We start from the raw sequence: 24,911 nt of genomic DNA on the forward strand, positions 1-24,911 counted from the left end.
CAAATTTTGAAGGTGGATGCGGCGGGAGTGACAGGCTGTAAAGCCACGCCCGCCGCGACTTGAGTCCGGGAGGACTATTTGAAAATGCGCGCGCGGGTCTTTTCGAGCCGCGCCAGGATCTGGTCGCGCCGCTCGGGCTTGACCGTGAATTCCTGGAAGCCCTTCATGCCGTCCTGCGCCATGTCCGGATCGGTGTCGCGGTCATAATATTGCGACGTTCCCTTCACTGTCTTCAGCGACTCCACCGCAACATTGACCATAGGGTCCTTGCTCGGCGGGCAATCATTGCGCGGTGGAATGGCGCCTTCGGCTTCGAGGAAGGCGCCGAGATTGTCCGGCTGATAGAAATAGGCAAGAAAATCGCGCGCACCTTGCCGGTTCTTCGCCTTGGCCGGGATATGTACCGAGTTGACCGAGAAATCCTCGTAACGCGCGACGCCAGGGACGATTTCCGGGAAGGGGGCGTAGGCGAGCTGGTCATGGTCACTCGCAGGGAACGCGGATTTGATGAAGCCGCCGAGATCCATCATAGCCGCCTTCTTCTGCGCCAGGGCGGCGCCTGCCTGCTCCCAGCCGAAGGACGGCCCGCTTGCGGAGAAGAAATTGGCCTTGATGAGCTCTTCCCACTTGTCGAAGACCGGCTTCAGCATTGGGTCGGTATAGGCGATCTTGCCTTCCATGAGGGCAAGGTGCTTGTCGAGACCGTTGATGCGCAGGTTCATGTGGTCGAACCAGCCGCCGGTCGGCCACAGTTCCTTCGTGCCCATGCTGATCGGGGTCATGCCGGCAGACTTCGCCGCCTCGCCGAATTTCAGAAAGTCGTCCCAGTTCTTCGGCGCCGTCCAGCCCTTCTCGGCGAAAACGTCCTTGCGATAGAAAAGACCCCAGAGAATGCCGCCAAGCGGCAGGCCGTATTGCTTGCCGTTGACCGTGACGGCGGTCATGGTGGCACCCAGTTTGTCGCTATAGCCCTCCTTGGCGAACAGGTCGGAAATGTCGTCGAACAGTCCCCGATCGACGAAAGCCTTCATTCGATTGCCAGAGAACCAGAAGCAGATATCAGGGGCGCCGACGACGAGGTAGCTGCGGATAGCCGTCTTGTGAGCCTCGTGATCCATATTGTTGATGGTGACTTTCGTCCCCGTCTTCTTGGTAAAATCGGCCGCAATGCGATCGAGGACGGCGCGCTGGTCGGCATTGCCGATATCCGAGATGATGGTGACCTCGCCGCCATTGGCAATTGCCGGGCGATAAAGGGCCGTGGCAGCCAGGGCAGCACCCGTGCCAATCATAAACTGGCGCCGAGACGCCCTGATTGCATTGATGAGTGAAAGTTCGTTCTTCGATGCCATCTTTTTCCTCCCGAGGCACATCAAATCCAGGGCCGCCCACAGATGTTGGCAGCCGCTAACCTTCAGAAACTACGCAATAAACCGGCATTTCCGCTTGCGCTGATACAAGCGGGCATTCCTCCATTGCCATGTGCTATTGCATACCGTATCTTGCGGGAGGCAACAATAGTTAATTTACAAAATAAATTTAAAGGATCACCGTGCGCGGCAACCCTAGTACCTCTCGAGCCCTCAACCGGCGGCTCATCCTCAACCTGCTGCGAAATCGTGGGGCAATGCCGCGCGCCGAAATCGCCACGGTGACGGGCCTCAGCCCCGCGGCGGTGACTTTCGTGGTCACCGAATTGATCGAGGAGGGGCTCGTCGTCGAAGGGAAAGCCCAGACAGGCGCGACGGGACGCCGGCCTGTACCGGTCGATATCAACTATGATGGCCACCTGGCTGTTGGATTCAAGCTTCGCCACGACAGTATCGACTGTGTCCTGACCGACCTCGCCACGACGCCGATCGCCTCCTTCGACATGCCCGTGCCGGATACGCTGCCGGAAACGATGGTCGAGGCCATCACGGCTGCGATTCCAAGGCTTCTGGCCGACGCCGGCCGCACCGGCTCGCCCGTCATGGGCGTCGGCGTTTCCATTCCCGGCGAGGTGGATGCGGTCAAGGGTATCTGCGTCCAGAGTCCACGCTTCGGCTGGCGCAATCTTGCCTTCCCCGAACTGCTGCGCGAGCGGGTCCATGTCCCGGTCTGGATCGATGACGACATCAGCGCCTTTACCGTTGCACAGCGGCTCTTCGGCGCCGGCCGCAACTACAGCAATTTCGCGACGATCGCAGTCGGCACCGGTGTCGGATCATCACTGGTCATGGGTGGAGAAATCTATCACGGAAGCCATGGCCTGGCCGGAAAGCTCGGTCACATCATCACGGTTCCCGGTGGACGGCTTTGCGAATGCGGGAGGAGGGGCTGCCTCCAGGCTCACGCAGCCGAGGCTGCGATGATCGAGGAGTGGGGTCGACGCCGAGGCGCGAAGGCCGATCGCGACGAATTCGCAGCGGCGATCGATGGCGGCGATGCGGCGGCTCTCCAGGTCATGGCGGAAGCGGGAGAGTTGATTGGGCGTCACGTGGCGGATCTGGTGAACCTGTTCGATCCCGAGGTTCTCATCGCAGGGGGCGAAGCCATGCAGTTTGGCGAGGCGATTCTAGAGCCGATCCGCCGTTCAATGGCAAAATATGTCTTCTTGAATACGCCGGAATTGCTTCCTGATTGGGTGCCGGGTTCCTGGGCACGGGGCGCTGCTGCCCTTGCAACCCAGCACTTCTTTGATCTGGATGTTGAATGATGCCGCTGCGCGCCTGATCAGCACTTGCGCTTCACGTCGCCAAGAATCCGCCCGTCGGACGTTGGCTCACTCCTCATCTGGCGCCCTATGGGGGAGCCGGCAGCCATCGCCACATCAGGTGTTGGCGGCGGCTTCAGGTGTGTGCGCGCCGTAACTCCGTGGGAGATTGCCCGAATAGCCGGCGAAAGAGCCTGGCAAAATGGGAGGCGCTGTCGAAGCCGACCTCGAGTGCGATTTCAATGAGCGGCGCCTCCGTCTGGAGAACCAGCTGCTTGGCCCGTTCCATGCGAATGCGGGTATAGACGGCTCCGGGAGAGGTTTTCATTTCCTCGGTGAACAGACGTTCGAGCTGTCGCCGGGATAAGCCGACCGATGCGGCGAGATCTTCAGTCGGCACCACGTCTTCGATATGACTTTCCATGGTGATCAGCACGGCTTTCAGGCGCGGATCCTGGCATTCGATCGCGAGTGGCTTGCGCGGCTGTATATCCAGCCCAGATCGTGCACGCTCGATCTGCAGCACTTCCAGCGCGTTTCGCTCGGCGTCTCGGCTGATATGACGTCTGACGAGAAAGGCAGCCATGTCGGCGGCACTGCTTCCGCCAGCGCATGATCCGCGGCTCCGATCGAGATTGAACAGGCGGTCGGAGCGCACGGGATTTTCGGGGAATTGCTCCCTGTAAGCCTGATAATGCAGCCAGCTGACGCAGGTCTGATGTGCTTTCATCAAGCCAAGGCGTGCCAGAATGAACGTACCGGTGCAAACCCCGATCAGCGGGATCTTCTGGGCCGCAGCCTTCCTCAGATAGTCGGAGGTCTGATGGTCGATGGTGATGTCGGCATTCAAAAGCCCACCGACGACGACAATGTAGTGGAATTCCTTTGGGTCGATAAAATCCGACGTCGGCGCGACCTGAACACCGCAGCTCGACGTGATGAGATGTCGGGTGCTACCCAATACGTGCCAGTCGGCCAGCACTCTGCCCGATTTGTCGGCTTCATCGCTCGCCAATCTCAGCGTATCGACGAACAGAGCGAAGGCGGACAGCGTAAATGACCGTGCGAGGATGAATCCGACCTTCAAGGGATCGTGCTTAGCTTCTTGTTTGACGGATTTCATGCAATGCCTCGCCGGATCGACCTCTTTTATTTGATCTGGAAACCATAGGCCAAAGGATCTCGATCGTCGACGAAGATCGTGTTGTGGCCGATGATCCGCGCCCAGCCTCCGACGCTTGGCCTGATGCCCCTGAAATCTCCGACTTCAACCTCCGACTCGATACGTCCTTCGAATATCGTGCCGATCAAGCTCTCCTGCCGAAAGATGTCGCCGACCTTCAGCCGGCCTTTGCCATGCAGTTGAGCGAGGCGTGCGGATGTGCCGGTACCGCCGGGGGAGCGATCTATTGCCTTGTCACCATAGAAAACCGCGCCACGCCCATCGGCTTTGTCACTCGTCGGCGCATCGCACCACAGGGCGTGGTGGACACCTCTTATTCTTTCATCCTCGGGATGAACCGGATCGCAGATCGGCTCGAGGGCATCGCGCAACTTCCTGCTGATGTCGACGATGTCATCACTCGACATGCCGTCCAATCCAGGCCAGTTCCTTTGCGGTTCGACGACAGCATAATAATTGCCGCCATAGGCGACGTCGACCGCCAGGGCGCCGAGCCCCGGCACATCGACTTCGACGTCTGCCGCATGCAGGTAGCTTGCGACATTGAACATGCGGACGGCCTCGACGAATTCGCCGGGCTTCTCATAGATTATGTCCACTCGGCCCGCCGGCGTCTCGATGGAGAGCTTGCCGGGAATGCGTGGCGTGACGAGACCCTCTTCGATTGCTGCCGTCACCAGACCGATCGTTCCGGCTCCGCACATGGGCAGACATCCGCTGACTTCGATGAAGATCACGGCAAAATCGCAGTCTTCACGATAGGCGGGATAGATGATGGCGCCGGACATGATGTCATGTCCACGCGGTTCGTACATCAAAGCCTTGCGGATCCAGTCATGGTCGCGAACGAAAATTTCACGCCGCTCGGCGATCGGAAGATGCGGGAGCAAGGGGCCACCACCTGCGACAAGCCGTACGGGATTGCCGCAGGTGTGGGAATCGATGCAGAAGAAACTGTGGCGCATGCGATGATCTTTCCGCTTGGAGCAATTCCATGAAAAGTGCGTGAGCCGCTTTCCGTCCGGAATTGCGTGAAAACAAGGAGCTGGAGCGGTTCAGAGATTCCGTGAAAAGCTGAACCGCTCTAGCTGTGCTTTGCCGATGACCGGGCGCGATCCTGCAACGCACCCTTTGACAGCCTGTCGAGCAGGATGGCTATGGCGACGATCGCAAGACCCGCCCGCAGCCCAAGCCCCATTTCCATCCGGGTCAGGCCCCGCGTCACCTCGGCTCCAAGCCCGCCGGCTCCAACGAGCCCGGCAAGAACGACCATGGCCAGCGAAAGAAGAATGCACTGGTTGAGGCCGACAAGCAGCGTAGGCATCGCTGAGGGAATCTCGATCTTGAAGAGGATCGAGCGCGGCGGCGCGCCCGTGGCCTGTCCGAGTTCGAGAAGGTCCTGCGGCACCTGGTTGAACGCCAGCGTCGTCAGACGCAGCATGGGCGGCACGCCATAGACGATCGTCGCGATGATCGCCGGAACGCGGCCGAGACTGAAGATCATGACAGCCGGGATGAGATAGACCCAGGGCGGAACTGTCTGCATGATGTCGAGCAGCGGCCTGACAATCTTCTCGAAGGTCTTGTAGCGCGAAGCAAGAATGCCGAGCGGGAAGGCGATCGAGACGGAGATGGCAACCGCGACCGTTACCAGAGCCAGCGTCTGCATGGATGCAGCCCAGAAGCCGGTGAACAGGCAGAAGGTAAGCGCGACGGCAGTCACTATCGCAACCCTTATGTTGATGACAAAGGCTGCGAAAAGCACGGCTATGGCAATCACCGCATAAGGTGGCAGGTAAAGAAGCGCCGATTCGATCCCGCCGAGCACCGCTTCGATAAGCTTGGTGATGCCTTCGAAGACCGGATGAAAGTTTGTGTTTAGCCAATCCACGACGGGAGCAAGATAGATACCGGGCGAAAACCGGAGAAGATCGAGGTTCATCTTGCACCTGCCTTGGCGCGGCCAGCCGCGCTCTGGGTCAATCTGTCGAGTACCATCGTCAGGATGACGATCGCGATTGCAGCGTTGATGGACGTGGCCATATCAAGCGTGCGCACGGCGCTGTAGATGGTTTCGCCGAGGCCGCCGGAGCCGACGATGCCTGCAATCACAACCATGCCGAATGCCATCATCAAGCTCTGGTTAATGCCCGCCAAAACACTCGGGATGGCAAATGGCAGCCTGATCTTCGTAAACATCTGCCATGGCGTCAGGCCGCTCGCCTGTCCCAATTCTATAAAGGCTGGCGGTGTCATGCGGATGCCGAGCGAGGTCAGGCGGATGGCGGGCGGCATCGCCACGATGAAGGTCGCAACGAGCGCCGTCGCGGGGCCGAAGCCGAGAAGGGCAATCGCCGGGAGAAGGTAGATATACGGCGGCAATGTCTGAATGAGGTCGAGGACCGGCTCCAAGGCCCTGTCGAACCACCGTATGAAGCCAGCGGCAATACCGATCGGAATTCCGATGGCAAGCGCGAGTATGGTGGCGGTGGTGACGAGCGCAAGCGTGCTCATGGTTTCGTTCCACAATCCCATGACTGCGCAGAAGAACAGGCCCAGCCCAGCCAATATGGCGGACAAAGCGCTGATCAGACGCCATGCGAGAAGCGCAACGATGACCACGATGACGTAGAATGGCGCCGAATGAAGCAGCCAGAGGACGCCATTGTAGGTTCCCTCGAGGATCGCCCTCAAGGGAGTGAACAGCCAGTCGCCGTTGTCGCTGATCCAGCCCAGCGCGTCATCGGTCCAGGCATCGAAAGTATCCGCAATGACCGAGATGTCCATTTTCGTATGTCCTTCTACGCCGGCATTGGCTCTTGCACCGGAGATCCGGCGACGCCGCGAAGCAATCCGCGCGTGGTGACGACCCCGACAATGGACCCATTGTCGACTACCGCCACAGCATCGCGATCCGACTTCATCGTGAGGTCTATGAGTTCGCCGATATCCGCCTCCGGAGAGGTCTTCAGGAGCGCATCGACGTCATGTTGCGGCTGCAGGCTCCTGTATTCCGCGATCGACTGCATGACCGAGTGAGCCTTGACGAGATGGATTCTCGAGATGCCCGCGACGAAGTCGGCGACATAATCGTCGGCAGGCTTCGTTACGATCTCTTCTGCGGTTCCCACCTGAACAATGACACCGTCCTTCATGATAGCGATCCGGTCGCCGATGCGAATGGCTTCTTCGAGATCATGCGTGATGAAGACAGCGGACTTGCCGAGCGACTTCGTCAGTTCCCGGAACTCATCTTGCAACTGGCGGCGAATAAGGGGGTCAAGCGCGCTGAACGGCTCGTCCATGAGAATGATCTCGGGATCGGCCGCCAGAGCACGGGCCAGGCCGACGCGCTGCTGCATCCCACCCGATAGTTCCGAGGGATATCTGGAGGTCCAGTCGGAAAGGCCAACCTTGTCGAGTGCTGCGCGGGCCGTCGCGTTGCGTTCGTCCTTCGGAACGCCACGGACCTCCAATCCGAAAGCAGCATTCTCGAGAACGGTACGATTTGGAAGCAGCGCCACACTCTGGAACACCATGCCGATATTGCGGGCGCGCATGTCGCGCAGTTCCGCCGCATTCAGCCTGGCAATTTCCTTGCCCTTGATCGTGATCCTGCCGAGGCTCGGTTCGATAAGGCGGTTGAGAAGGCGGACCAGGGTGGATTTTCCGCTTCCCGAGAGGCCCATGATGCAGAAGATCTCGCCGCGATGGACCTGGAGATGGGCATCGGAGACACCGACGACACAGTTGAATTCCTGAAGCACCTGCTTCTTGGAGAGGCCACGTTCGGAAACGGCCTTCACAGCGGCGGTCGCACGCGCACCGAAAATCTTCCAGACGTTCTGGCAATCGACCAGGACTTCACCGGTGTTATCCATGACAGTGTTCATTGTATTCCCCACGCGGCCAGTCCATTGCCGGCCTGTTCGTATTCGTTGAGGGATGCGGGCCGCCATCAGGGCGGCCCGCTGTCGGGATCATTCGCCCTTGATATTCTCCCACCGCTTCAGGAGATCGGCATGGCTGGTGGTCCAGTCCTTGACGGCATCGTCCATCGTCTTGCCGTCATTCACAGCGCTGTTGATGGCGGTGATGTCGGCAAGCGGCACATAGACGCTGGCAATGACTTCACGAGCATGCGGATAATCGGCGGAGAAGCCCTTCTTGCCGATCCAGTAGTAGCTCTGCGGCGGCGGGAAGATGCCCTTGGGGTCCTTCAGGAATTTCACGTCGTATTTCTGCATCATCCAGGACGGCTCCCAGATCGTCACGGCAATCCACTCCTTCCGGTCGACGGCTGACTTCAGGGCCGCGGTCATGGCTGCGGTGCTGCCTTCGACGAGCTGCAGTTTCAGATCATAGCCTTTGACTGCGTTGGCGGTATCGCGCATCAGGCCCGAACCCGGCTCGATACCGACGATCTTGCCGCCGAACTTGTCGGCATTGGCGTTCAGCTGGTCCATGGAGTCGATCGGTACATATTTCGGTACGGCGACGCCCTGGAACAGGCCATGTGAAACGGGCGAGATCTTCTCGAGGCGCTTCTTGTTCTTGTCCCAATAGTCCTGCGCGACGTAATCGGTCTGAGAGGCGAGGATCTGGATGTCACCCTTGCTGAGTGCTGCATAGGCGATACCCCATTCGGAAAACGGCACGACCTTCACGGTATAGCCGGCATCTTCCAGCACCCTTTTGGTAATGCCGGTGATCGGTGTCAGGTCTTCCCACGACATCGTGCCCACGGTGATGCTCTTTTCTTCGGCATGGGCGGAAAATGCGGTCATTCCGACCATCGCGGCTGCGCAGAGCGCCTTCCACAAAGTCTTCATTTTTCTTAACTCCTAGTTTTTCGTTCCCATTTTTTTGAAGACCTGCGGTCGGCTCAGTCTTCATATTGCGCGGCAAGGGATCATCCCTCGCGGCCTGCGCGCAATTCCTGCAAACGGATCACCGAATTGATGCCGAGCCATGCGAAGGGCTCGGGTGGCAGCCTAGATGGCGCCGCGTGATCCATATATTGTTCGAGATGCCGGGACGCTGTTCCCGTGGCCAATTCAGCCGCCATCATGCCGGCAAGTGTGCTCTTGACGGTGCCGAGCCCGTTTTCGCAGCACGCCGAATAAAGTCCGTCCTCGATTTCGCCGAATGCCGGCACATGGTTCCGGCTGAGGCAGAGACGCCCGGCCCAGCTGTGTTCGAAGGGGATGTCCTTTAGCCCGGGAAACCGCGCATCGAGCGAACTCCTGTGCTCTTCGGCCATTTTGGCCATTCGCCGATCAGAAACGCTGATCGCCGTTTCGTAGGTGTATTTCGTTCGAATGACGATGCGCGACTGTCCGCCCGAGGTGATCTTTCGCACCGTCGCACCCATGGCATCGGCTGGAAGCAGCGCCCATTTTTCGCGTCCCGATATCTTTCTGCCGAGGTCTTCGGCTGGAAATGGAGCCGTCATGGAAGCGTAGGCAAAGATATGCATCAGACGGCCGCCGAAGTGACCGAAATCAGTGATGTGACCGTTGACGCCGAGGATGACGTTCGGGGCGGTGACCTTGCCTCGGGTGGAGGCCGCGATCCAGGTTCCATTCTCGCGCGTCAGGGAGATGACGGGGGAGCGCTCGAAGATGTCGAGCCTGTGCGACAGCCCTGCGGCAAACGCGCGAACATAGTCGGCCGGCTGTATCAGGACGGCGCCTGGCGTGAAGAGGCCGCCAAGATAATAGTCGGAGCCGGTAATTTCGCGCATTTCGGCGGCGTCGAAAAACATATGCTTTTCGCCTGCGCTCCTCAAGGATTGGCCGAAGCTGATGTTCAGCTTCATTCCGCGCGCAGTCGCTGCAGCGTTGATCTTGCCCGCAGGATCGAAAGTGTCGGGCGACATGCCGTATTCGTCAGCGGCTTCTTTCGCAAAGGCGATCGCAGTCCGGTTCTGAGCCATCTCCAAGCGAGTGGCGTCCAGGCCGCCACTCGAATATTCGCTCGATGACAGGTTATGCGGGACATCGATCATGAAGCCGGAATTGCGGCCCGATGTGCCCTTGCCGACCTCGCTTGCGTCAAGCACGACGATCTTGTCGTCGGGCCGGAGCTGCAGCAGCCGGCGAGCGGCTGAGAGCCCGGCAAAGCCCGCACCGATGATCAGCCAGTCCGCGGTCACGTTGCCTTCCAGGCTCCGGACCGGGAGAGAACGTTTGCTGATCGCCTCCCAGCCCGAGACGCCGTTTTCTGCCGGCATACGCTTGACGGACGTTGTGGTCATCGGATCGTCTCGTCCACCGAACGATCGGAGATATCGATCCAGATCGTCTTCAGTTCGCAATAATTGTCGTGCGCGAAGATCGACTTGTCGCGCCCGCCGAAGCCGGACTCCTTGTAGCCGCCGAACGGTGTCGTCGCGTCGCCCTCGCCGAAGCAGTTGACCGTGACGAGGCCGGCTCGGATATCGCGTGACAGCCGGATCGCATTCTTCAGGCTGCCGGTATAGACTGACGCCGTCAGGCCGTAATTGGTGTCGTTGGCGAGAGCGACGGCTTCCGCCAGCGTGTTGAACGTCGTCACCGATAGGATCGGCCCGAAGATTTCTTCCCTGAACAGCCGGCTTGCGGCCGTAACGCCATCAACCACCGTTGGTTCGACGAAGATGCCGCCATGTGTTTCGCCGCCATGCGCGATCGTCAGCTTCTCGCTTTTGACGTCATCGAGGAAGGAGGTGACCTTCTCATAGTGGTTCTTGCTGACCAGCGCGCCGACGCGATTTTCCGGATCGAGGGGATCGCCGGTTTTCCACTCGCGCATATAGGCACCGATGCGCTTTAGCAGCTCGTCCTTGATCTTGGCGTGGACGATGAGGCGTGAACTCGCGCTGCAGTTTTCGCCCATGTTCCAGAAGGCACCATTGACCACCTGCTCGGCTACGAGATCGAGATCTTCGGCATCTTCCAGTACTACGGCCGGGTTCTTGCCGCCGCATTCGAGCACGACCTTCTTGAGGTTGGAATCGGCGGAATAATGCAGGAAGCGACGGCCTGTTGGTGTCGAGCCCGTAAAGGCCACCATGTCGACATCCATGTGCAGGCCCAGCGGCTCGCCGACATCCTTGCCGCCGCCGGTGACGACATTGAAGACGCCGGCAGGGATGCCTGCTTCATATGCAAGCTCTGCGACGCGCAGCGTGGTCAGCGTCGTCTCCTGCGCAGGCTTGACGATGACGGAGCAGCCGGCGGCCAGCGCCGGGCCGATCTTCCAGGCGAGCATCAGCAGCGGGAAGTTCCAGGGCAGCACGCAGCCGACGACGCCGATCGGCTCGCGTACCACCATCGCCAGCGCATTCGGGCCGACCGGATTGGTGTTGTCGTAGAGCTTGTCGATCGCCTCGGCGTGCCAACGAAGGGTGTGGATGGTATCGGGCACGTCGACGGTCTGGCACTCGCGCACCGGCTTGCCGCTGTCGAGGCTTTCCATGACCGCCAGTTCGTGGCGGTTCTCTTCGAGCAGCCTGGCGAACTTGATCAACGTCGTCTTGCGTTCGCCTGGCGCCAGCTGACGCCAGCGCCCATCCTCGAAGGCCTCTCTTGCCTTGAGTACGGCGTAGTCGACGTCGCCGGCATCACAGGCGGCAACGTTGGCCAGGAGCTCGCCGGTTGCCGGGTTCGTGGTCTTGAACGTCTTGCCGGAATTGGCGGGACGGAAGGCGCCGTCGATGAAGGCATTCGTCGGGAATTGAAGGCCGGCGGCGATCGCCTTGTATTCGGCTGTGGTCAAGGGTTCATGCATGATTGGCTCCCGACGTGATCTGGGCGACCGTGCGCTTCAAGGTGGCGACGACAGTCTGGAGGGTTCTCTTTTCCTCGGAGGTCATTCCGCGCAGCGGCGCGCGGACCGGACCGGCCTTGAGGCCGATGATCTCGCAGCCATGTTTGATCGATTGCACGAACTTGCCGCATTCGAGAAAATCCATCAGCGGCAGCATCGCCGTCATGATGGCGCGGCCCTTGTCAAAATTCTTCTCGAGCACGCAGGCTTCGTAGAGCGCAACATGCTCGCGCGGCAGAAAATTGGAGCCGGCGCAAACCCAGCTTTTTGCACCCCAGGCGAAGAATTCGAGGGCCTGGTCATCCCAGCCGCAAGATAGTGCGATGTGAGGAAATTTCCGTGCCAGCAGATGGACGTTTGCCATCTCCCCAGAACTTTCCTTGATCGCTCTCACATTCTTGGATTTGCCGACGCGCGAGAAATATTCGTCGCCCATCATCACGCCCATGCGGGCAGGGTAATTGTAGAGCATGATCGGCAGGTTGGCGGCGCGGTCGACCGTCAATGCGTGAATGGCGTTTTCCTTCTCCGTCGGCAGGGCATAGGGTGGCGACGTCACGAGGATTGCATCCGCGCCGATCTCCTTTGCTGCTGCGGCATAGGCGACCGAGTCCTCGGTACGGGTTGCCCCGGTACCAACGATCAGCGGCAGGCGGTTTGCGATGACCTGCTTGGCATAGGCAGCGAGATCGAGCCGTTCCTGCATGGATTGGGCATAATATTCGCCCGTGGAGCCGCCGATGATGATGCCGTGGACCTTGGCCTCGACGAGCGATTCCAGGACGGCTGCGAATGCAGCCTTGTCTATCTGGCCGTCCGGTCCATGCGGCGTGATCGCCGGGGTGTAGATGCCTTCGAAATTCAAGACGATTTCTCCATCGATGCGACGGGCACTTCGACGAGCGCATCCGCCTTCATTCCTTGCGGCGCGATGAACATTTCCATGTTCTCGCGCGACAGCTCCCAATGCTCGAAGACCAGGTCCACGACGGTGTCCTCATCATGCCGTGCGATCGCCTCGATGAAGCCGTCATGATGCTCCACGGCGAGTTGAAGTCGCTCGCGCATGTCGTCGTTCTTCGGCCGGAAGAAGGTGTGGCCGATCCGTGCATGGTCGATCAGCAGGCGGCCCAGGCTCGGCTGCAGATAGGCGTTGAACGACATTTCGCCGATGATTTCGTGGAAGCGATTGTTCTCGAGCACCATGGCGAGAGCATCGCCCGAGGTGCTGGCCGTCCGGAACCGATCCTGTGTTTCCTTCAAATCCACGAGTTGCTTTGGCTTGAAATTCTGCACTGCGAGCCGGCCGATCGCGGCATAAATCATCGGCGCCACCAGGAAGAAGTGCCTGAGGGTCTGATGGTTCATTGGGCTGACGCGTGCGCCGCGGTTAGCCCGGATGTCGATATAGCCTTCGCCTTCGAGGCGCCGGAAGATTTCGCGGACGGGTGTGCGCGAGAGGCCGTATTGCTCGCTGAGACTGACTTCGTCCAAATCCTGGTCAGGATCGAGCTCCATCGTCAGAATTTGACGTTTCAGATCGTCGTAAAGACTGCTCTTCCCGCCCTTCATTGCGACCTCCTCCTTGGGATTTTGCAGGGAATTGAACCCGTCGGTTCCTGCTGATGGAAGAAAGGTCGCACAGGCCGATCATTGAGTCAATAAAATTGTATAATCTTCGTACACAATAGATGTTGTGAAAAAATACAATTCTGTTTTTGCTGCCGAATGCGCGGAGCAGCGGGGCTTTTCGCGAAAATCGCCACTCGGATGTCAGAGGGATCGGATGTCAGAGGGAATTGATCCGGCTCTTCGGATTTCACCGACCGGAGGCGTGTGAAGGGCGAGCAGTGATGTGACCGCGGTGCGGACTTGCCATCTGGCAATCACGCACGTGTTCCCATCGCTAATTCTCTGTGCTCAAGGCAGGTCAGCCGAAGCCGAGCGGGATTTGCCGTGATCCTTTCGGTGGCACAGGGCGTCACAGCGTCCGATGGCGATTTGGTGGGTATCAGTGGCTCAATGCATGCGCTGTAAATTGGAGATAGGCCGCAAGGCTGACGGCGGAAAGCGCCACAATGGCAACGGGTTGGGAGAGGTTCCTGCTGATGGTCGCAAGCAGCAGACCGAGCACGACGATGGCGCTTCCCAGCAACGGCCCCTTGTCGGCAAACGACAATGCAAGGGCGGTCAGGCTGACGGTCGCTGCGACCATCGTAACCGGCATCTGGTATTGAAGACAGTCGCCGCGGCTTGTGAACGTGAGCAGAAATCTATTCCAGCTCAAACCGAGGGAAATGCTCAAAAGTAGCGGCGGGAGAATGGACAGCATGAATATCGTCTCTTCCGATGGATTGATGGTGGAGACGCAATTCATGTGCCAATAGGAGCAGGTGGTGATCTGGCGCGATAAACCGGAGTGCCGCCATAAATCTCTGCTCGTTTGTGCAGCGATCTGCCACTCTGTTCAGCACCCCATTGGAACGGCGGGCTCAAGGCGCGGCAAGAAAAAGGCCGTTGAGATCATCGATAGCGCAGTCCTGCTTGCGTGATGATCACGTCCATCGGAATGTCATGAGCAAGCGGATGGATGGTGTCGATACTCTGCGCTTCGAAGCCGACGCCGATGACCAAAGGCTTGTGCTCGAGGGCAGCGAGGGTTCTGTCGAAAAATCCGCCTCCATAACCAAGACGGTAACAAGCTGAATCGAAGCCGACCAAAGGCGCGATGACGATATCTGGGACAGCTTCCTTGCCCTCTGCCGGCACTGGAATGTTCCATACCCCGCGCTCAAGCCGCTCCCCCGTTTTCCATGATCGGAATATCAAGGGCCTTGCCTTGGCAACGACGACGGGCAATAGGCAGTCCGCGCCACGGGCCGTCAAGGCCGCCATCCATCCTCTCAGGTCCGGCTCTCCCGAGAAGGGCCAGAACAGGCTGATGTGTCTGCCGTCGATATCGGTAACAATCTGATCGAGATGAGCAGTAATCACGCCTGTATAGTCCTCGCGCTTTGCGAGCGGCAGCGCCTTTCGTTCGCCGATCAGTCTTTGCCGTTCAGCCTTTCGCCACGCGAAAATATCCGAGATCCGGCCCTCTTCGGGTGAGATGCCGCTATAGGCTGGATCGACCTCGTGCAGCATGCAGGCAGGCGACGCGTATTCGCGGATCGCTTCGTCCGCTTGATGTCGATCTGATTTTGCCATCCGCTCTTTCGCGCTCCCATTCCATGGCTTGATACCGAAACATGCTTGAGCTGCGACAATGATTTCAATATAGGGAATGATAAGATAACTTAATTCCTGAATCGAGATCTTTTCGTTGGACCTTTCATCAATCGAGATCTTCCTTGCCGTGGCTAGCGACCGCAGCGTGACCAAGGCTGCGAAGGCCGTGGGGCGCGTGCCGTCGAATGTGACGACACGTATCCAGCAGCTGGAAGACTATCTGGGCGTCCTGCTCTTCAGCCGCGACGGCAAGAAGATGACGCTGACGAAGGAAGGCGAGACCTTTCAGGTCTATGCCAATCGACTTGCCGCGCTTGCGCTGGAGGCACGTCAGGCAGTCAGGCCCCAGCGCCCGTCGGGCACATTGCGCTTGGGAACGATGGAAAGCACGGCGGCAAGCCGACTGCCTGCCGCACTTAGCCAGTTCAATCATATGTGGCCGGATGTATCGCTCCAGCTGACACTTGGCGCTTCCCGCGAGCTTGCTCAAGGTGTTCTGCGCGACGCTTTGGACTGCGCGTTGATCGCCCGGCCGCCAAAATCGATGCTGGATGAAGATCCAAGTTTTGCGGCTGAACTCACGCGGCTCGAGGCCGAACCGGTATTTGTCGAGGATTTGTTGCTCCTGCTGCCATCCGGGCATCCCTCGATCCGGTCGGCCGCCGATTTGCGCGTGGGATCGATTGCTGCCCTGGAGCCTGGATGCACTTATCGCAGGATTGCAGAAGGCTGGGCGCGCAAGTCGAGCGCTTTGCCGACGACCGAGCTTGGCTCCTATCATGCCATCCTGGCCAGTGTGGCGACCGGCAACGCGGCTGGTGTCATGCCAAAGTCGGTTCTCGATCTCATGCACTGGCCGACGCCATCAGCGACACACCGGCTCGCTACCGTCGACACGATCCTTATCTCCCGCAAGAATGATCGCCCGAGTTCGTTCGATGCGTTTCATGAAGTCCTCGGCGCCGCCAAGGGCAAGAGCCTGTCGCTCGTGCCGAACTAGCCGGCGTCCCGTCGTTCTCCAAGGAATACCCTTCTCTCAAACTGGTTTCATCATGCAGCATCCAGAGTCCCACAAGGCGGGGTCCAGCCGGTTTCGCCTGTTTTCCCCGATCCTCGCCGGAGCCACCTTGCGCGAGCGGCTGATCGCGTGCCTTGGCGCCTTGATCGGCATTGGCCTTACCGGAGTCATCAGCGGCTATCTATTCGGGCAGGGGCCGCATCTTCCGCTCATCGTAGCGCCGATGGGGGCGTCTGCGGTGCTGCTTTTCGCGGTTCCGGCAAGCCCGCTTGCCCAGCCGTGGTCGATTATCGGCGGCAACACCATTTCAGCCCTGATGGGTATCATCGCCGCCTATCTCATTCACGATCCGATCATCGCAATCGGGGTCGGCGTTTCGCTTGCAATCGGAGCGATGTCATTTACGCGATGCCTGCATCCGCCAGGGGGGGCCGCCGCCTTGACCGCCGTTCTCGGCGGCCCGGTCGTCGCGGGCTGGGGCTTCCTGTTTCCCTTCGTGCCGGTTGCCTTGAACTCCTGCATACTCGTCGGCCTCGGACTTGTGTTTCACAAGCTCTCCAGACGCAATTATCCGCATGTCGTCGCAAAGCCTGCCGAGAATACCCATCAGACACGCGATCTGCCGCCGCCCTTGCGGGTAGGCTTTCGCGAGGAGGACGTCGATGCTGCGCTGGGCGTGCTTGACGAGACCTTCGATATCGATCGCGCAGACCTCAGCCGCCTCTTGCGGCAGGTCGAATTGCAGGCAGCGGTGCGTTCGCATGGAGACATAAGCTGCGCCGACATCATGTCGCGCGATGTCATTGCCATCGGCGAGGATGCCGAGCCGGACCACGCACGGCATCTTCTGCTGAAGCACAATATTCGCACATTGCCGGTGAAGGATCGGGAGGGTCGCCTGATCGGCACGATCGGCTTGCGCGAACTCTCGGGAAGTCTCGATACCATCGCGAACGCCATATCGAAACCGGCTGTTGCCGATGCTGCCGATCCCGCCTTGTCGCTATTGCCCGTTCTGACGGACGGACGCACGCATGCAGTCATCGTCGTTGATGCTGACTGGCGCGTCCTCGGGCTGATATCGCAGACGGATCTTTTGAGCGCCATGGCACGGCTTCTGCCGACCAGGAATGCCCCGGCGCGAGTAGTCGCTGGAAGCCGGTAAGGTGTTTCGACGTAAGGGATGAAATGTCGGCGTCTGAGCGCAGCCGTCCGTGCCCTGACGCGACTGCTGATTATCACGATTTCCCGACATTCGTCGAACCAAGCCCTAGGGCGAATGCGGGACGATCTAACGCTTGGCGATGAAGTCCATGAGAGCGACGGCGTTATTGTGCTCGCTGTCTCTCGCGCCATAGAGAAGCGTGGCAGTCGATTGTCCGATCTGCTCTCTAAGCTCATCCACTGCCTTGGAGTTCCTCTTCAGCTCATCCTGGTAGCGCCGGCGAAACTCATCCCATTTTTTGGGATCGTGACCGAACCAGCGTCGCAGCTCGGCGCTTGGAGCGATATCCTTCAGCCAGGCGTCAATATGGGCGTCGTTCTTGCTGATGCCGCGAGGCCATAGGCGGTCGACCAGGATACGCTTGCCGTCGCCATCATCGGCGGGTTCGTAAACTCGTTTGATGCGTAAAAGCATGTCCATCGCCTTTCCGGGGCGGCTGCCCCTTGTCGATGATAACATCCGTCCGCAGAAGCTTGGTCAATGATCAGGAGAGCGGCGTTGCCTTTTGTGTTTTAGAAATCAGCGACCTTGCCCCAAACGGATGAGGCAAAACGGCTTGGGTGATAGGGCAGCGGATCGACGATCGGCGCAGTGCCGGTCACGATGTCGGCAATCAGATGGCCCGCACCAGGTCCGATTCCGAAGCCATGGCCGGAAAATCCCGCCGCGAGGATGAAGCCGGGAAGGGTAGCGATCTCTCCGATGCCGGGAACACCGTCCGGCGTGCTGTCGATATAGCCTGCCCAGGCGGCGGTGATCCTGGTCTTTTGAAGCTCCGGCAGGAGTTCCAGCGCCCTTGCATGCGTCAGTTCGATCGTAGCTTGATCCGGCTTCGGATCGAGAATGCGCATACGCTCCATCGGCGTTGCCCGGTCGAGCCCCCAGCGCTTCAAGGATTCGTGGCCAGAGCGAAAACCTTCGAGCCCGCCGGGCGAAAGGCTCTTTCGCCGCTTGAGGAACATGGGAATAAATTGCGATGAGAACCGCAATTGTTGCGGTGTCACATCCACCCGGCCGCGACCGCTGATGGCCAGCGTGTAGCCGCCGTCGCCGCGACGCGTGACCGACACGCCGCTGGTGTGCAAGGCATCGGGCAATCCTTCGGCGCCGGCCGAAACGGCCAGAATGGACGAGCGAACGGAAGCCTGAGGAAAGCGGATGCCCAACTGCCGGCAGAAGGCGGAAGCCCAGGCGCCACCGGCAAGGATCGCCGTCCTGGTGCGGATCACGCCGCTCTCGGTGATCACACCGCTGACGCGCCCTGCTTCCGTTTCCAGGCCGCGGGCAGCGCAATTCTGATGAACAGTGCTGCCGAGCTTCATGATCGCGCGGGCCACCGCCGGGGCCGCATTGGCCGGATCGGCAATTCCATCGGTCGGCGAGAAGACGCCGCCTTTCCAGATGCGCCCCGTGGCGCGGCCGCGCTCGGTCGCAGCAGCGCCGTCGAGCATATGTGTCGTGACACCAACCGTTTTGGCAAAGTCATGCCAGCGCGCCCAACCGGCGATCTCCTGTTCGTCATTGCTGAGATAGAATAGGCCGCAGCGGCGGAAACCCGTGTCTTCGCCGCTTTCAGTGGCAAAACGCTCCCACAGATCAAGGCTCTTTGTTGCGATCGGCAGCTCCCGCCCGTCGCGATTCTGCTGCCGGCACCATCCCCAATTACGGCTGGATTGCTCCGCGCCGATCAGGCCTTTTTCGACAAGCGCGACGCGCAGGCCCGACCGTGCGAGATAATATGCGGCGAAGACACCGACAATCCCCCCGCCGATCACGACGGCATCGGCGGACTTCGGCAATATCGGCGAGCTTTCGATAAGGCAAAGCGGTGCAGGCATGCGCGATCTCCCGGTTCACCCAAATCTACTCCATTGCTTCGCCAGACGTTGCCGGAGATTGTCAGCCTGCCAAATTTTATGCCGCGATTGATGCCGTCTATAAACTATTGTGCTTCAAGGGAGATTTGTCTTCCTGATAGACATGTCCGGGGGATATGCTACGCTCTGCTTTGCGTGATAACAGCATTTTGTGCCGTCTTCGCCGGCACTCTTTCAATGGCGGGCCTTCTCATGAAACTGGATCGGATCGATATCAAAATCCTCTATGAGCTTCAGAGAAACGGCCGCATTACCAATGTCGAGCTGGCGGAACTGGTGGCCCTTTCGCCCAGCCCATGCCTCATGCGCGTCAAGCGGCTGCAGGCGGAAGGATATATCGAGGGCTATTCGGCCCAGATCAACCTCGCCAAGCTCGGCCAGACGCTGACCGTCTTTACCGAAATCACACTGAAGAACCACAGGCAGATCGATTTTGCCCGCTTCCTCAACGTGGTCGAGAAAATCGACCAGGTGATCGAGTGCCATCTCGTATCGGGCGGCTACGACTATCTCATCAAGTTCGTCACCGCCGGGATCGGCGAGTACCAGACCATCATGGAGCGGCTGACCGACATGGATATCGGCATCGACAAGTATTTCAGCTTCGTCGTGCTCAAATCACCGATCGTCAAGTCGCACATGCCGCTAACCAGCCTGTTTCCCCTCTGATGGGCTGACAGGTCCGGTCGGCGGCTAGCCGTGGCCATATTCGCGCTTCAGCTCAGGGTCCTGAACGAGATTGTCGAGCCAGGCCGGATCGAGTTTCGGAACCGATCCGAACAGCAGTTGCGAATAGGGATGGCGCGGCGTATTCGCGGTCTCGCGCGTGATCTGCTCCACCTTCTTGCCGCCATACATCACGGCGATCTCATCGCAGATCGCCTCGACGACCGACAGATCGTGGCTGATGAAGATGTAGGAGAGATGCAGCTCACGCTGCAGCTCCTTGAGAAGGTCGATGATCGCGGCAGCAACGACGGTATCGAGGGCGGAGGTGATTTCATCGCAGATGATCAGGCGTGGTTCGGCCGCAAGCGCGCGGGCGAAGTTCACGCGCTGCTTCTGTCCGCCCGATAATTCCGATGGATAGCGATAGCGAAGCGCTCGCGGCAATCGCACCATGTCGAGCAATTGATCGACCCTTGCCTCTCGCGCCTTGCGATCCATCCCGTGATAGAACGCCAAGGGCCGCTCGAGAATGTCGGCGATCGACTTTGCCGGATTGAGCGCGGTATCGGCATATTGAAAGACGATCTGCATCTCCCGCAATTGATCCCGCGTGCGCGATTTGGCGGCGCGATTGATCTCGCTGCCATTGAAATCGATCGTGCCTGATACGGCCGGCAATATGCCGGCAATCGCCCGCGCCAGCGTCGACTTTCCGCATCCGGATTCGCCGATGATGCCGAGGTTCCTGCCTTTCTCCACCTCGAGGCTGACGGATTGAACCGCACAGACTGCTGGCAGGCCGTTGGGTTGAAGATCGCCATAACCGGCTACCAGGCTGTCGATCCTCAACACAGGTACAATCGACGCGCCCGCGCCGTTGCTCCGCACGGCCTGCTTCGGTTCGAAAGCCGCCAGCAGCTCGCGTGTGTAGGGATGGCTTGGCCGCATCAGGATCGCTTCGGTCTTTGCCAGTTCCTGGATTTCGCCGCCCTTGAGGACGGCGATGCGATCGGCGATCTGGGCGACGACCGCAAGATCATGCGACACATAGACGCCGGCAATGTCGCCGGCACGGATGACCGATTTGAATGCTTTCAGCACATCGATCTGCGTCGTCACATCGAGCGCTGTGGTCGGTTCGTCGAAAATGACCAGCTTGGGTTCGCCGATCAGAGCCATGGCTGCCGCCAGCCGCTGCAACTGGCCGCCGGAGACCTGATGCGGATATCGCTCGCCGATCGTTTCCGGATTCGGCAGGGAAAGAGCCCGGAAGAGCTCGATCGCGCGCAGTCGAGCTTGCTCAGGCGGCATCAGCCGGTGAATGCGCGTGACTTCGATCACCTGTTCCATGATCTTCGTGGCGGGATTGAAGGCTGCCGCAGCACTTTGCGGGATATAGGCGACCGTCGTACCGCGAACCTTTGCGCGCGCGCTTTCGGAGAGCGCGGCCATGTCCTGCCCGTCAACGTAAATCTTACCGCCGGAGATGTGACAGCCTTCCCGCGCATGTCCCATGAGCGTCAGCGCGATCGTCGTCTTGCCCGAGCCGCTTTCGCCGATGAGGGCGATAATTTCACCCTTGGCGATGTCGAAGCTGACATCCTTGATGATCTCGATGATCCGACCGGAGTCTGTCTTCGCCTCGACTTTGAGATTCCTGATTTCAACGAGGTTGGTCATCGTCATGCGCTCCTGTCCCTGATCCTGCGCGGCAGGTTGTCGATCAGCAGGTTGACGCTGATGGTGAGGCTAGCGATGGCGAAGGAAGGCACGATCACGGCAGGCGCGGCGAAGGGCAGCCCGCCGATATTCTCGCGGACCAGCGCCCCCCAATCGGCATAGGGCGGCTGCAGGCCGAGGCCAAGAAAGGAAAGGCCCGATAGCAGAAGCACGACGAAGACGAAGCGCAGGCCGAAGTCCGCCAGAACCGGCCGGATAATGTTCGGCAGAATTTCAGAGGCGATAATATATCCGACCTTCTCGCCGCGAGTGCGCGCAACCGTGATGAAATCCATCGTGTTGATGTTGACGGCAAGGGCGCGCGCAAAGCGATAGGCGCCGGGCGTGTAGATGACGGCGAGCGTGATGATCAGCACCGGAATGGACGAGCCGACAGCGGCAACGACGACCAGGCCGAAAAGCTTGCTCGGGATTGAATTCAGGGCGTCAAGAAACCGGCTCAGGATCGTGTCGAACCATCCGCCGATGACCGCCGCGGTCATGCCGAGTGTCACGCCGCAAAAACAGCAGAGCGCCACTGCAGCCAATGAAATACCGACCGTATAGCGCGCGCCCATCAGGACGCGCGAGAGCATGTCTCGGCCGAGATAGTCCGACCCGAGCCACAATTGCGGGCTCACCGGGCCGAAATAATCGGTATCGATGATGTCACCGACGGAATAGGGAATGATATAGGGGGCGAACAGGGCGATGATCGTCCAGCCGAAGATAACGGCAAAGGCTACGATGCCAACGAGGCTGACGTTGTAACCGAACATGGATGGAGAACGGGAAGCCAAGCTTTTCGTGGTCATCGCAACCTCGGATTCGACAGGATGGCAATGATGTCGGCGGCGGTGATCAGCAAGAGGTAACCAAGGCAAAAGATCATCGCGCAACTCTGGATGAGCGGCAGATCGCGGGTTGCGACTGCGTCCACCATCAGCTTGGCAATGCCAGGATAGTTGAAGATGGTCTCGACGATGATCACGCCGCCGACGAGATAGGAGAGCGAAAGCGCAATGGCATTGACGATCGGCCCGAGAGCATTGGGCAATGCGTGTCTGAACACCATGCGGCTGCGTGAGGCGCCCTTGAGAAGGGCCATTTCGACATAGGGCGTCTTCAGCGTCTCGATCAGAGCCGCGCGGGTCATGCGGATCATTTGCGCCGAGATGACGAAGGTGAGCGTAATGACCGGCATGGCATAGATTTTCATGAGGTCGAAGAGCGTATGGGCCTCGCTCGTCGACGACAATGCCGGCAGCCAGCGCAGATAGACGGCAAACAGCAATACCGCGAGCGTCGCGACCATGAATTCGGGCACCGAGATGACGCCGATCGAGATGACGGTTACGAGGCGATCATAATAGGAGCCGCGAAGCATGGCGGATGTAATGCCGAGCAGCAGGGCCAACGGCACGGAGACGAGGGTGGTTATGGCCGCAAGTTCCAGCGTCGCCACCAGACGGCCGCCGATCAGCTGCGCGACGGGCATGTTATTCGCATAGGACGTCCCAAGGTCGCCCTTCATCAACCCCAAAAGCCATCCTATGAACCGCAGGATTGCCGGCTCATCGAGATGCATGGCCTTGCGCAAGCCTGCAACCGCCTCAGGCGTGGCCGCCTGACCAAGCAGGATGGAGGCGGTGTCTCCCGGCAGCATGCTGGTTGCGAAAAAGACGGCAAACGACACGATCAGCAACGAGATGATCGCGATGAAAAGCCGATTCAGGACAAGGACGGAAACCTCGGATCTCAACAAAAGTGCTCCTGCAGCGTTCTAAGGAACGAATGCGTTTGCGGGACGAAAGCCACCCCGGAACGGCCTGAACCGTCCCGGGGAAGAGATGTCCAGCGGCGGTCAGGCCTGGAGCCAGAGATATTCCGCCATCGCGTAACCCATCATGCCACCGAGCGGATTGGCTTCCAATCCGTGTACCTTGCTCGAAATGGCATCCACATTCGAGATATAGGCAGGGATGATGGTGCCCGCCTCGTCGGCGATCATCACCTGCATTTCGTCGTAGATCTGCTTGCGCTTGGTCTGATCGAGCAAGCCACGGGCTTCGATCAGCATCTTGTCGAATTTCTCCGACTTGTACTGGCTCTCGTTCCATGGGGCATTCGAGGCATAGAGGAGCGAGAACAGGATGTCGGGCGTCGGGCGCGGATTGATGTTGCCAAAATGGATCGGCGCCTTCAGCCAGTAATTATCCCAGTAGCCGTCGGACGGAACGCGCTGGACATCGAGCTTCATGCCGATGTTTGCGCCCGCGGCCTGGATGATCATCGCCATGTCGATCGACGAGCCTGCCGCATCGGAGGCGATCACCGGAATGGATTGGCCGAGCACGCCCGCCTTCTGGAAATGGAACTTGGCCTTGTCCGGATCGAAGGCTTTCGGCTTCAAATCATTGTTGTGATAGATGTTGGCCGGAGAGACGGGCTGATCATTCGCCACTTCACCAAAACCGCGCAATGCCGATTTGACGATCTGCTCGCGATTGACGAGGGACTTCATCCCGTCGACGAAATCCTTCTTGTTGCCCGGCGTCATGTCGAGACGCATGTTGAGGTTGGTGTAATTGCCGCTTGTCGTTTTCGACAGTGCAAAGCCCGACTGGCCATCGACCAGCTTCACGGCGCGGGGGTTGATCGCGGCGGCAAGATGAATGTCGCCCGAGAGCAGGGCATTGACGCGGGCATTGTCGTCGCTGATGGCGAAGAACTCGAAGGAGTCGAGATAGGGTTGGCCCGACTTCCAGTAGTTCTTGTTCTTGACGACGACCGAGCGATTACCTGGATCGAAGGTTTCGAGCACGAAAGCGCCGGTACCGTTGCCCTTCGAAAAGTCCGTCGTGCCGTTGGCGACGATCATGAAGTGATGCAGCGCCAGAATGGTCGGCAGGTCGGCATTCGGGTCGGCGAGCGTAAGTTCGACCGTCGACTTGTCGACCGCCTTGAAGCCGGTCATCTGGGCGGCAATCTTGGCAACCTTGGAGCCGACGCCCGGGTCGAGATGGCGCTTCAGCGAAAAGACGACATCGTCGGCCGTCAGTTCCTTGCCGTCATGGAACGTCACGCCCTTGCGCAGCTTGATCGTCCAGGTCTTGGCGTCCTTGCTTTCGATGCTCTCGGCAAGCTCCATTTGCGTTACGCCGGCCTTGTCGATGAAAGTCAGGCGATTGTAGAGCGAGCAGCAGCGCACATAGTCTGTCGACAGGGACGCCTTGGCGGGATCCAGCGTGTCGGCGGTGGACGACGACCAGCCGGCCCCCTTGAACGCGCCGCCCGAGACCGGCGTGGCTGCAACGGCCTGCGTGGCGCGGCCGAGAATGATGCCTGCTGATGATACCGCGACGCCTCCCGCTAGCATCAGTTTCAGAAGATCGCGCCGCGTTGCTCCGCGCCGGATGGCGTTCTCCACCATTGCGTCGTCGGCAGTCGTCCAGTTTGTAATTCTGTCAGTCATCTCATTCCCC

Annotated in this window: 23 protein-coding genes; 4 read left to right on the forward strand and 19 right to left on the reverse strand. The window is 59.5% G+C overall.

Annotation, left to right across the window (positions count from 1 at the left end):
* Positions 1–74: 74 nt before the first annotated feature.
* Positions 75–1,352, reverse strand: coding sequence for an ABC transporter substrate-binding protein (locus AC13Q5_RS14605; RefSeq protein WP_457880321.1), 1,278 nt, complete (start codon positions 1,350–1,352; stop codon positions 75–77).
* Positions 1,353–1,552: 200 nt separating this feature from the next.
* On the opposite strand from AC13Q5_RS14605, the gene AC13Q5_RS14610 reads away from it, so the two are divergent.
* Positions 1,553–2,698, forward strand: coding sequence for an ROK family transcriptional regulator (locus tag AC13Q5_RS14610; RefSeq protein ID WP_488502114.1), 1,146 nt, complete (start codon positions 1,553–1,555; stop codon positions 2,696–2,698).
* Between the two features lie 133 nt (positions 2,699–2,831).
* Here AC13Q5_RS14610 and AC13Q5_RS14615 read toward each other — a convergent pair whose 3' ends face one another.
* From AC13Q5_RS14615 to AC13Q5_RS14670, 12 genes are all read right to left on the reverse strand, one after another.
* The gene (locus AC13Q5_RS14615; protein WP_488502115.1) at positions 2,832–3,818 is read right to left on the reverse strand and encodes a GlxA family transcriptional regulator; all 987 of its coding nucleotides are present in this window, start codon (positions 3,816–3,818) and stop codon (positions 2,832–2,834) included.
* Positions 3,819–3,844: 26 nt separating this feature from the next.
* Positions 3,845–4,843, reverse strand: a complete 999-nt coding sequence (locus AC13Q5_RS14620) for a 4-hydroxyproline epimerase (RefSeq protein WP_488502116.1) — start codon at positions 4,841–4,843, stop codon at positions 3,845–3,847.
* A gap of 119 nt (positions 4,844–4,962) precedes the next feature.
* Positions 4,963–5,820, reverse strand: coding sequence for an ABC transporter permease (locus tag AC13Q5_RS14625; protein ID WP_488502117.1), 858 nt, complete (start codon positions 5,818–5,820; stop codon positions 4,963–4,965).
* Positions 5,817–6,665, reverse strand: a complete 849-nt coding sequence (locus AC13Q5_RS14630; RefSeq protein ID WP_075856009.1) for an ABC transporter permease — start codon at positions 6,663–6,665, stop codon at positions 5,817–5,819. Before AC13Q5_RS14630 ends, AC13Q5_RS14625 begins: the two co-directional genes overlap by 4 nt.
* Positions 6,666–6,679: 14 nt before the next feature.
* Positions 6,680–7,771 (reverse strand): quaternary amine ABC transporter ATP-binding protein, encoded by a 1,092-nt coding sequence (locus tag AC13Q5_RS14635; protein ID WP_488502118.1) that lies wholly within the window; start codon positions 7,769–7,771, stop codon positions 6,680–6,682.
* Between the two features lie 87 nt (positions 7,772–7,858).
* The gene (locus AC13Q5_RS14640; RefSeq protein WP_488502119.1) at positions 7,859–8,710 is read right to left on the reverse strand and encodes a glycine betaine ABC transporter substrate-binding protein; all 852 of its coding nucleotides are present in this window, start codon (positions 8,708–8,710) and stop codon (positions 7,859–7,861) included.
* A gap of 80 nt (positions 8,711–8,790) precedes the next feature.
* Positions 8,791–10,137: an NAD(P)/FAD-dependent oxidoreductase gene (locus tag AC13Q5_RS14645; RefSeq protein WP_488502120.1), complete on the reverse strand. Its 1,347-nt coding sequence runs from the start codon at positions 10,135–10,137 to the stop codon at positions 8,791–8,793.
* Positions 10,134–11,651, reverse strand: coding sequence for an aldehyde dehydrogenase (locus AC13Q5_RS14650; RefSeq protein ID WP_488502121.1), 1,518 nt, complete (start codon positions 11,649–11,651; stop codon positions 10,134–10,136). The genes AC13Q5_RS14645 and AC13Q5_RS14650 overlap by 4 nt, the downstream gene beginning before the upstream one ends.
* Positions 11,644–12,555, reverse strand: a complete 912-nt coding sequence (locus AC13Q5_RS14655) for a dihydrodipicolinate synthase family protein (protein ID WP_488502122.1) — start codon at positions 12,553–12,555, stop codon at positions 11,644–11,646. The genes AC13Q5_RS14650 and AC13Q5_RS14655 overlap by 8 nt, the downstream gene beginning before the upstream one ends.
* Positions 12,552–13,262 carry a GntR family transcriptional regulator gene (locus AC13Q5_RS14660; RefSeq protein WP_075856015.1) on the reverse strand — a complete coding sequence of 237 codons (711 nt, stop codon included), beginning with the start codon at positions 13,260–13,262 and terminating at the stop codon, positions 12,552–12,554. The genes AC13Q5_RS14655 and AC13Q5_RS14660 overlap by 4 nt, the downstream gene beginning before the upstream one ends.
* A 439-nt stretch (positions 13,263–13,701) precedes the next feature.
* Entirely contained in the window at positions 13,702–14,022 is a 321-nt protein-coding gene (locus AC13Q5_RS14665; RefSeq protein WP_488502123.1) for a hypothetical protein, read from the reverse strand.
* Positions 14,023–14,213: 191 nt separating this feature from the next.
* Complete coding sequence (locus tag AC13Q5_RS14670; protein WP_488502124.1) at positions 14,214–15,071, reverse strand: 5-formyltetrahydrofolate cyclo-ligase; 858 nt, start codon at positions 15,069–15,071, stop codon at positions 14,214–14,216.
* On the opposite strand from AC13Q5_RS14670, the gene AC13Q5_RS14675 reads away from it, so the two are divergent.
* Entirely contained in the window at positions 15,013–15,918 is a 906-nt protein-coding gene (locus AC13Q5_RS14675; protein WP_488502125.1) for a LysR family transcriptional regulator, read from the forward strand. The genes AC13Q5_RS14670 and AC13Q5_RS14675 overlap by 59 nt on opposite strands.
* A gap of 52 nt (positions 15,919–15,970) precedes the next feature.
* Positions 15,971–17,101 carry an HPP family protein gene (locus AC13Q5_RS14680; RefSeq protein WP_488502126.1) on the forward strand — a complete coding sequence of 377 codons (1,131 nt, stop codon included), beginning with the start codon at positions 15,971–15,973 and terminating at the stop codon, positions 17,099–17,101.
* A 126-nt stretch (positions 17,102–17,227) separates the two neighbouring features.
* Here AC13Q5_RS14680 and AC13Q5_RS14685 read toward each other — a convergent pair whose 3' ends face one another.
* Both AC13Q5_RS14685 and AC13Q5_RS14690 read right to left on the reverse strand, forming a co-directional pair.
* Positions 17,228–17,575 carry a DUF488 domain-containing protein gene (locus tag AC13Q5_RS14685; protein WP_488502127.1) on the reverse strand — a complete coding sequence of 116 codons (348 nt, stop codon included), beginning with the start codon at positions 17,573–17,575 and terminating at the stop codon, positions 17,228–17,230.
* Between the two features lie 98 nt (positions 17,576–17,673).
* On the reverse strand, positions 17,674–18,999 hold the full coding sequence (locus AC13Q5_RS14690) for an NAD(P)/FAD-dependent oxidoreductase (protein WP_488502128.1): 1,326 nt from the start codon (positions 18,997–18,999) through the stop codon (positions 17,674–17,676).
* A 231-nt stretch (positions 19,000–19,230) separates the two neighbouring features.
* Between AC13Q5_RS14690 and AC13Q5_RS14695 the strand changes: the two genes are divergently transcribed.
* Positions 19,231–19,707, forward strand: coding sequence for an Lrp/AsnC family transcriptional regulator (locus AC13Q5_RS14695; RefSeq protein ID WP_075856088.1), 477 nt, complete (start codon positions 19,231–19,233; stop codon positions 19,705–19,707).
* Positions 19,708–19,731: 24 nt separating this feature from the next.
* Here the strand turns inward: AC13Q5_RS14695 and AC13Q5_RS14700 are convergent, their stop codons facing one another.
* The 4 genes from AC13Q5_RS14700 to AC13Q5_RS14715 all read right to left on the reverse strand — a co-directional run bounded on the left by AC13Q5_RS14700 (position 19,732) and on the right by AC13Q5_RS14715 (position 24,901).
* Positions 19,732–21,387: an ABC transporter ATP-binding protein gene (locus AC13Q5_RS14700; RefSeq protein WP_488502129.1), complete on the reverse strand. Its 1,656-nt coding sequence runs from the start codon at positions 21,385–21,387 to the stop codon at positions 19,732–19,734.
* A 2-nt stretch (positions 21,388–21,389) separates the two neighbouring features.
* Positions 21,390–22,241, reverse strand: a complete 852-nt coding sequence (locus AC13Q5_RS14705; RefSeq protein WP_488502130.1) for an ABC transporter permease — start codon at positions 22,239–22,241, stop codon at positions 21,390–21,392.
* Positions 22,238–23,188: an ABC transporter permease gene (locus AC13Q5_RS14710; RefSeq protein WP_075856022.1), complete on the reverse strand. Its 951-nt coding sequence runs from the start codon at positions 23,186–23,188 to the stop codon at positions 22,238–22,240. Before AC13Q5_RS14710 ends, AC13Q5_RS14705 begins: the two co-directional genes overlap by 4 nt.
* A 102-nt stretch (positions 23,189–23,290) precedes the next feature.
* Entirely contained in the window at positions 23,291–24,901 is a 1,611-nt protein-coding gene (locus tag AC13Q5_RS14715; protein ID WP_075856023.1) for an ABC transporter substrate-binding protein, read from the reverse strand.
* Between the last annotated feature and the right edge of the window lie 10 nt (positions 24,902–24,911).

It is taken from the genome of Martinezella sp. CNPSo 3964 (assembly GCF_057784375.1).

Excerpts from the sequence above, each read along its gene's own strand:
- AC13Q5_RS14690 (WP_488502128.1), bottom strand. The coding sequence starts at position 18,999 with ATGCCTGCACCGCTTTGCCTTATCGAAAGCTCGCCGATATTGCCGAAG.
- AC13Q5_RS14680 (WP_488502126.1), top strand. The coding sequence starts at position 15,971 with ATGCAGCATCCAGAGTCCCACAAGGCGGGGTCCAGCCGGTTTCGCCTG.
- AC13Q5_RS14700 (WP_488502129.1), bottom strand. The coding sequence starts at position 21,387 with ATGACCAACCTCGTTGAAATCAGGAATCTCAAAGTCGAGGCGAAGACA.
- AC13Q5_RS14640 (WP_488502119.1), bottom strand. The coding sequence starts at position 8,710 with ATGAAGACTTTGTGGAAGGCGCTCTGCGCAGCCGCGATGGTCGGAATG.
- AC13Q5_RS14705 (WP_488502130.1), bottom strand. The coding sequence starts at position 22,241 with ATGACCACGAAAAGCTTGGCTTCCCGTTCTCCATCCATGTTCGGTTAC.
- AC13Q5_RS14625 (WP_488502117.1), bottom strand. The coding sequence starts at position 5,820 with ATGAACCTCGATCTTCTCCGGTTTTCGCCCGGTATCTATCTTGCTCCC.
- AC13Q5_RS14630 (WP_075856009.1), bottom strand. The coding sequence starts at position 6,665 with ATGGACATCTCGGTCATTGCGGATACTTTCGATGCCTGGACCGATGAC.
- AC13Q5_RS14715 (WP_075856023.1), bottom strand. The coding sequence starts at position 24,901 with ATGACTGACAGAATTACAAACTGGACGACTGCCGACGACGCAATGGTG.
- AC13Q5_RS14685 (WP_488502127.1), bottom strand. The coding sequence starts at position 17,575 with ATGCTTTTACGCATCAAACGAGTTTACGAACCCGCCGATGATGGCGAC.
- AC13Q5_RS14615 (WP_488502115.1), bottom strand. The coding sequence starts at position 3,818 with ATGAAATCCGTCAAACAAGAAGCTAAGCACGATCCCTTGAAGGTCGGA.
- AC13Q5_RS14635 (WP_488502118.1), bottom strand. The coding sequence starts at position 7,771 with ATGAACACTGTCATGGATAACACCGGTGAAGTCCTGGTCGATTGCCAG.
- AC13Q5_RS14605 (WP_457880321.1), bottom strand. The coding sequence starts at position 1,352 with ATGGCATCGAAGAACGAACTTTCACTCATCAATGCAATCAGGGCGTCT.
- AC13Q5_RS14695 (WP_075856088.1), top strand. The coding sequence starts at position 19,231 with ATGAAACTGGATCGGATCGATATCAAAATCCTCTATGAGCTTCAGAGA.
- AC13Q5_RS14650 (WP_488502121.1), bottom strand. The coding sequence starts at position 11,651 with ATGCATGAACCCTTGACCACAGCCGAATACAAGGCGATCGCCGCCGGC.
- AC13Q5_RS14665 (WP_488502123.1), bottom strand. The coding sequence starts at position 14,022 with ATGCTGTCCATTCTCCCGCCGCTACTTTTGAGCATTTCCCTCGGTTTG.
- AC13Q5_RS14645 (WP_488502120.1), bottom strand. The coding sequence starts at position 10,137 with ATGACCACAACGTCCGTCAAGCGTATGCCGGCAGAAAACGGCGTCTCG.
- AC13Q5_RS14620 (WP_488502116.1), bottom strand. The coding sequence starts at position 4,843 with ATGCGCCACAGTTTCTTCTGCATCGATTCCCACACCTGCGGCAATCCC.
- AC13Q5_RS14660 (WP_075856015.1), bottom strand. The coding sequence starts at position 13,262 with ATGAAGGGCGGGAAGAGCAGTCTTTACGACGATCTGAAACGTCAAATT.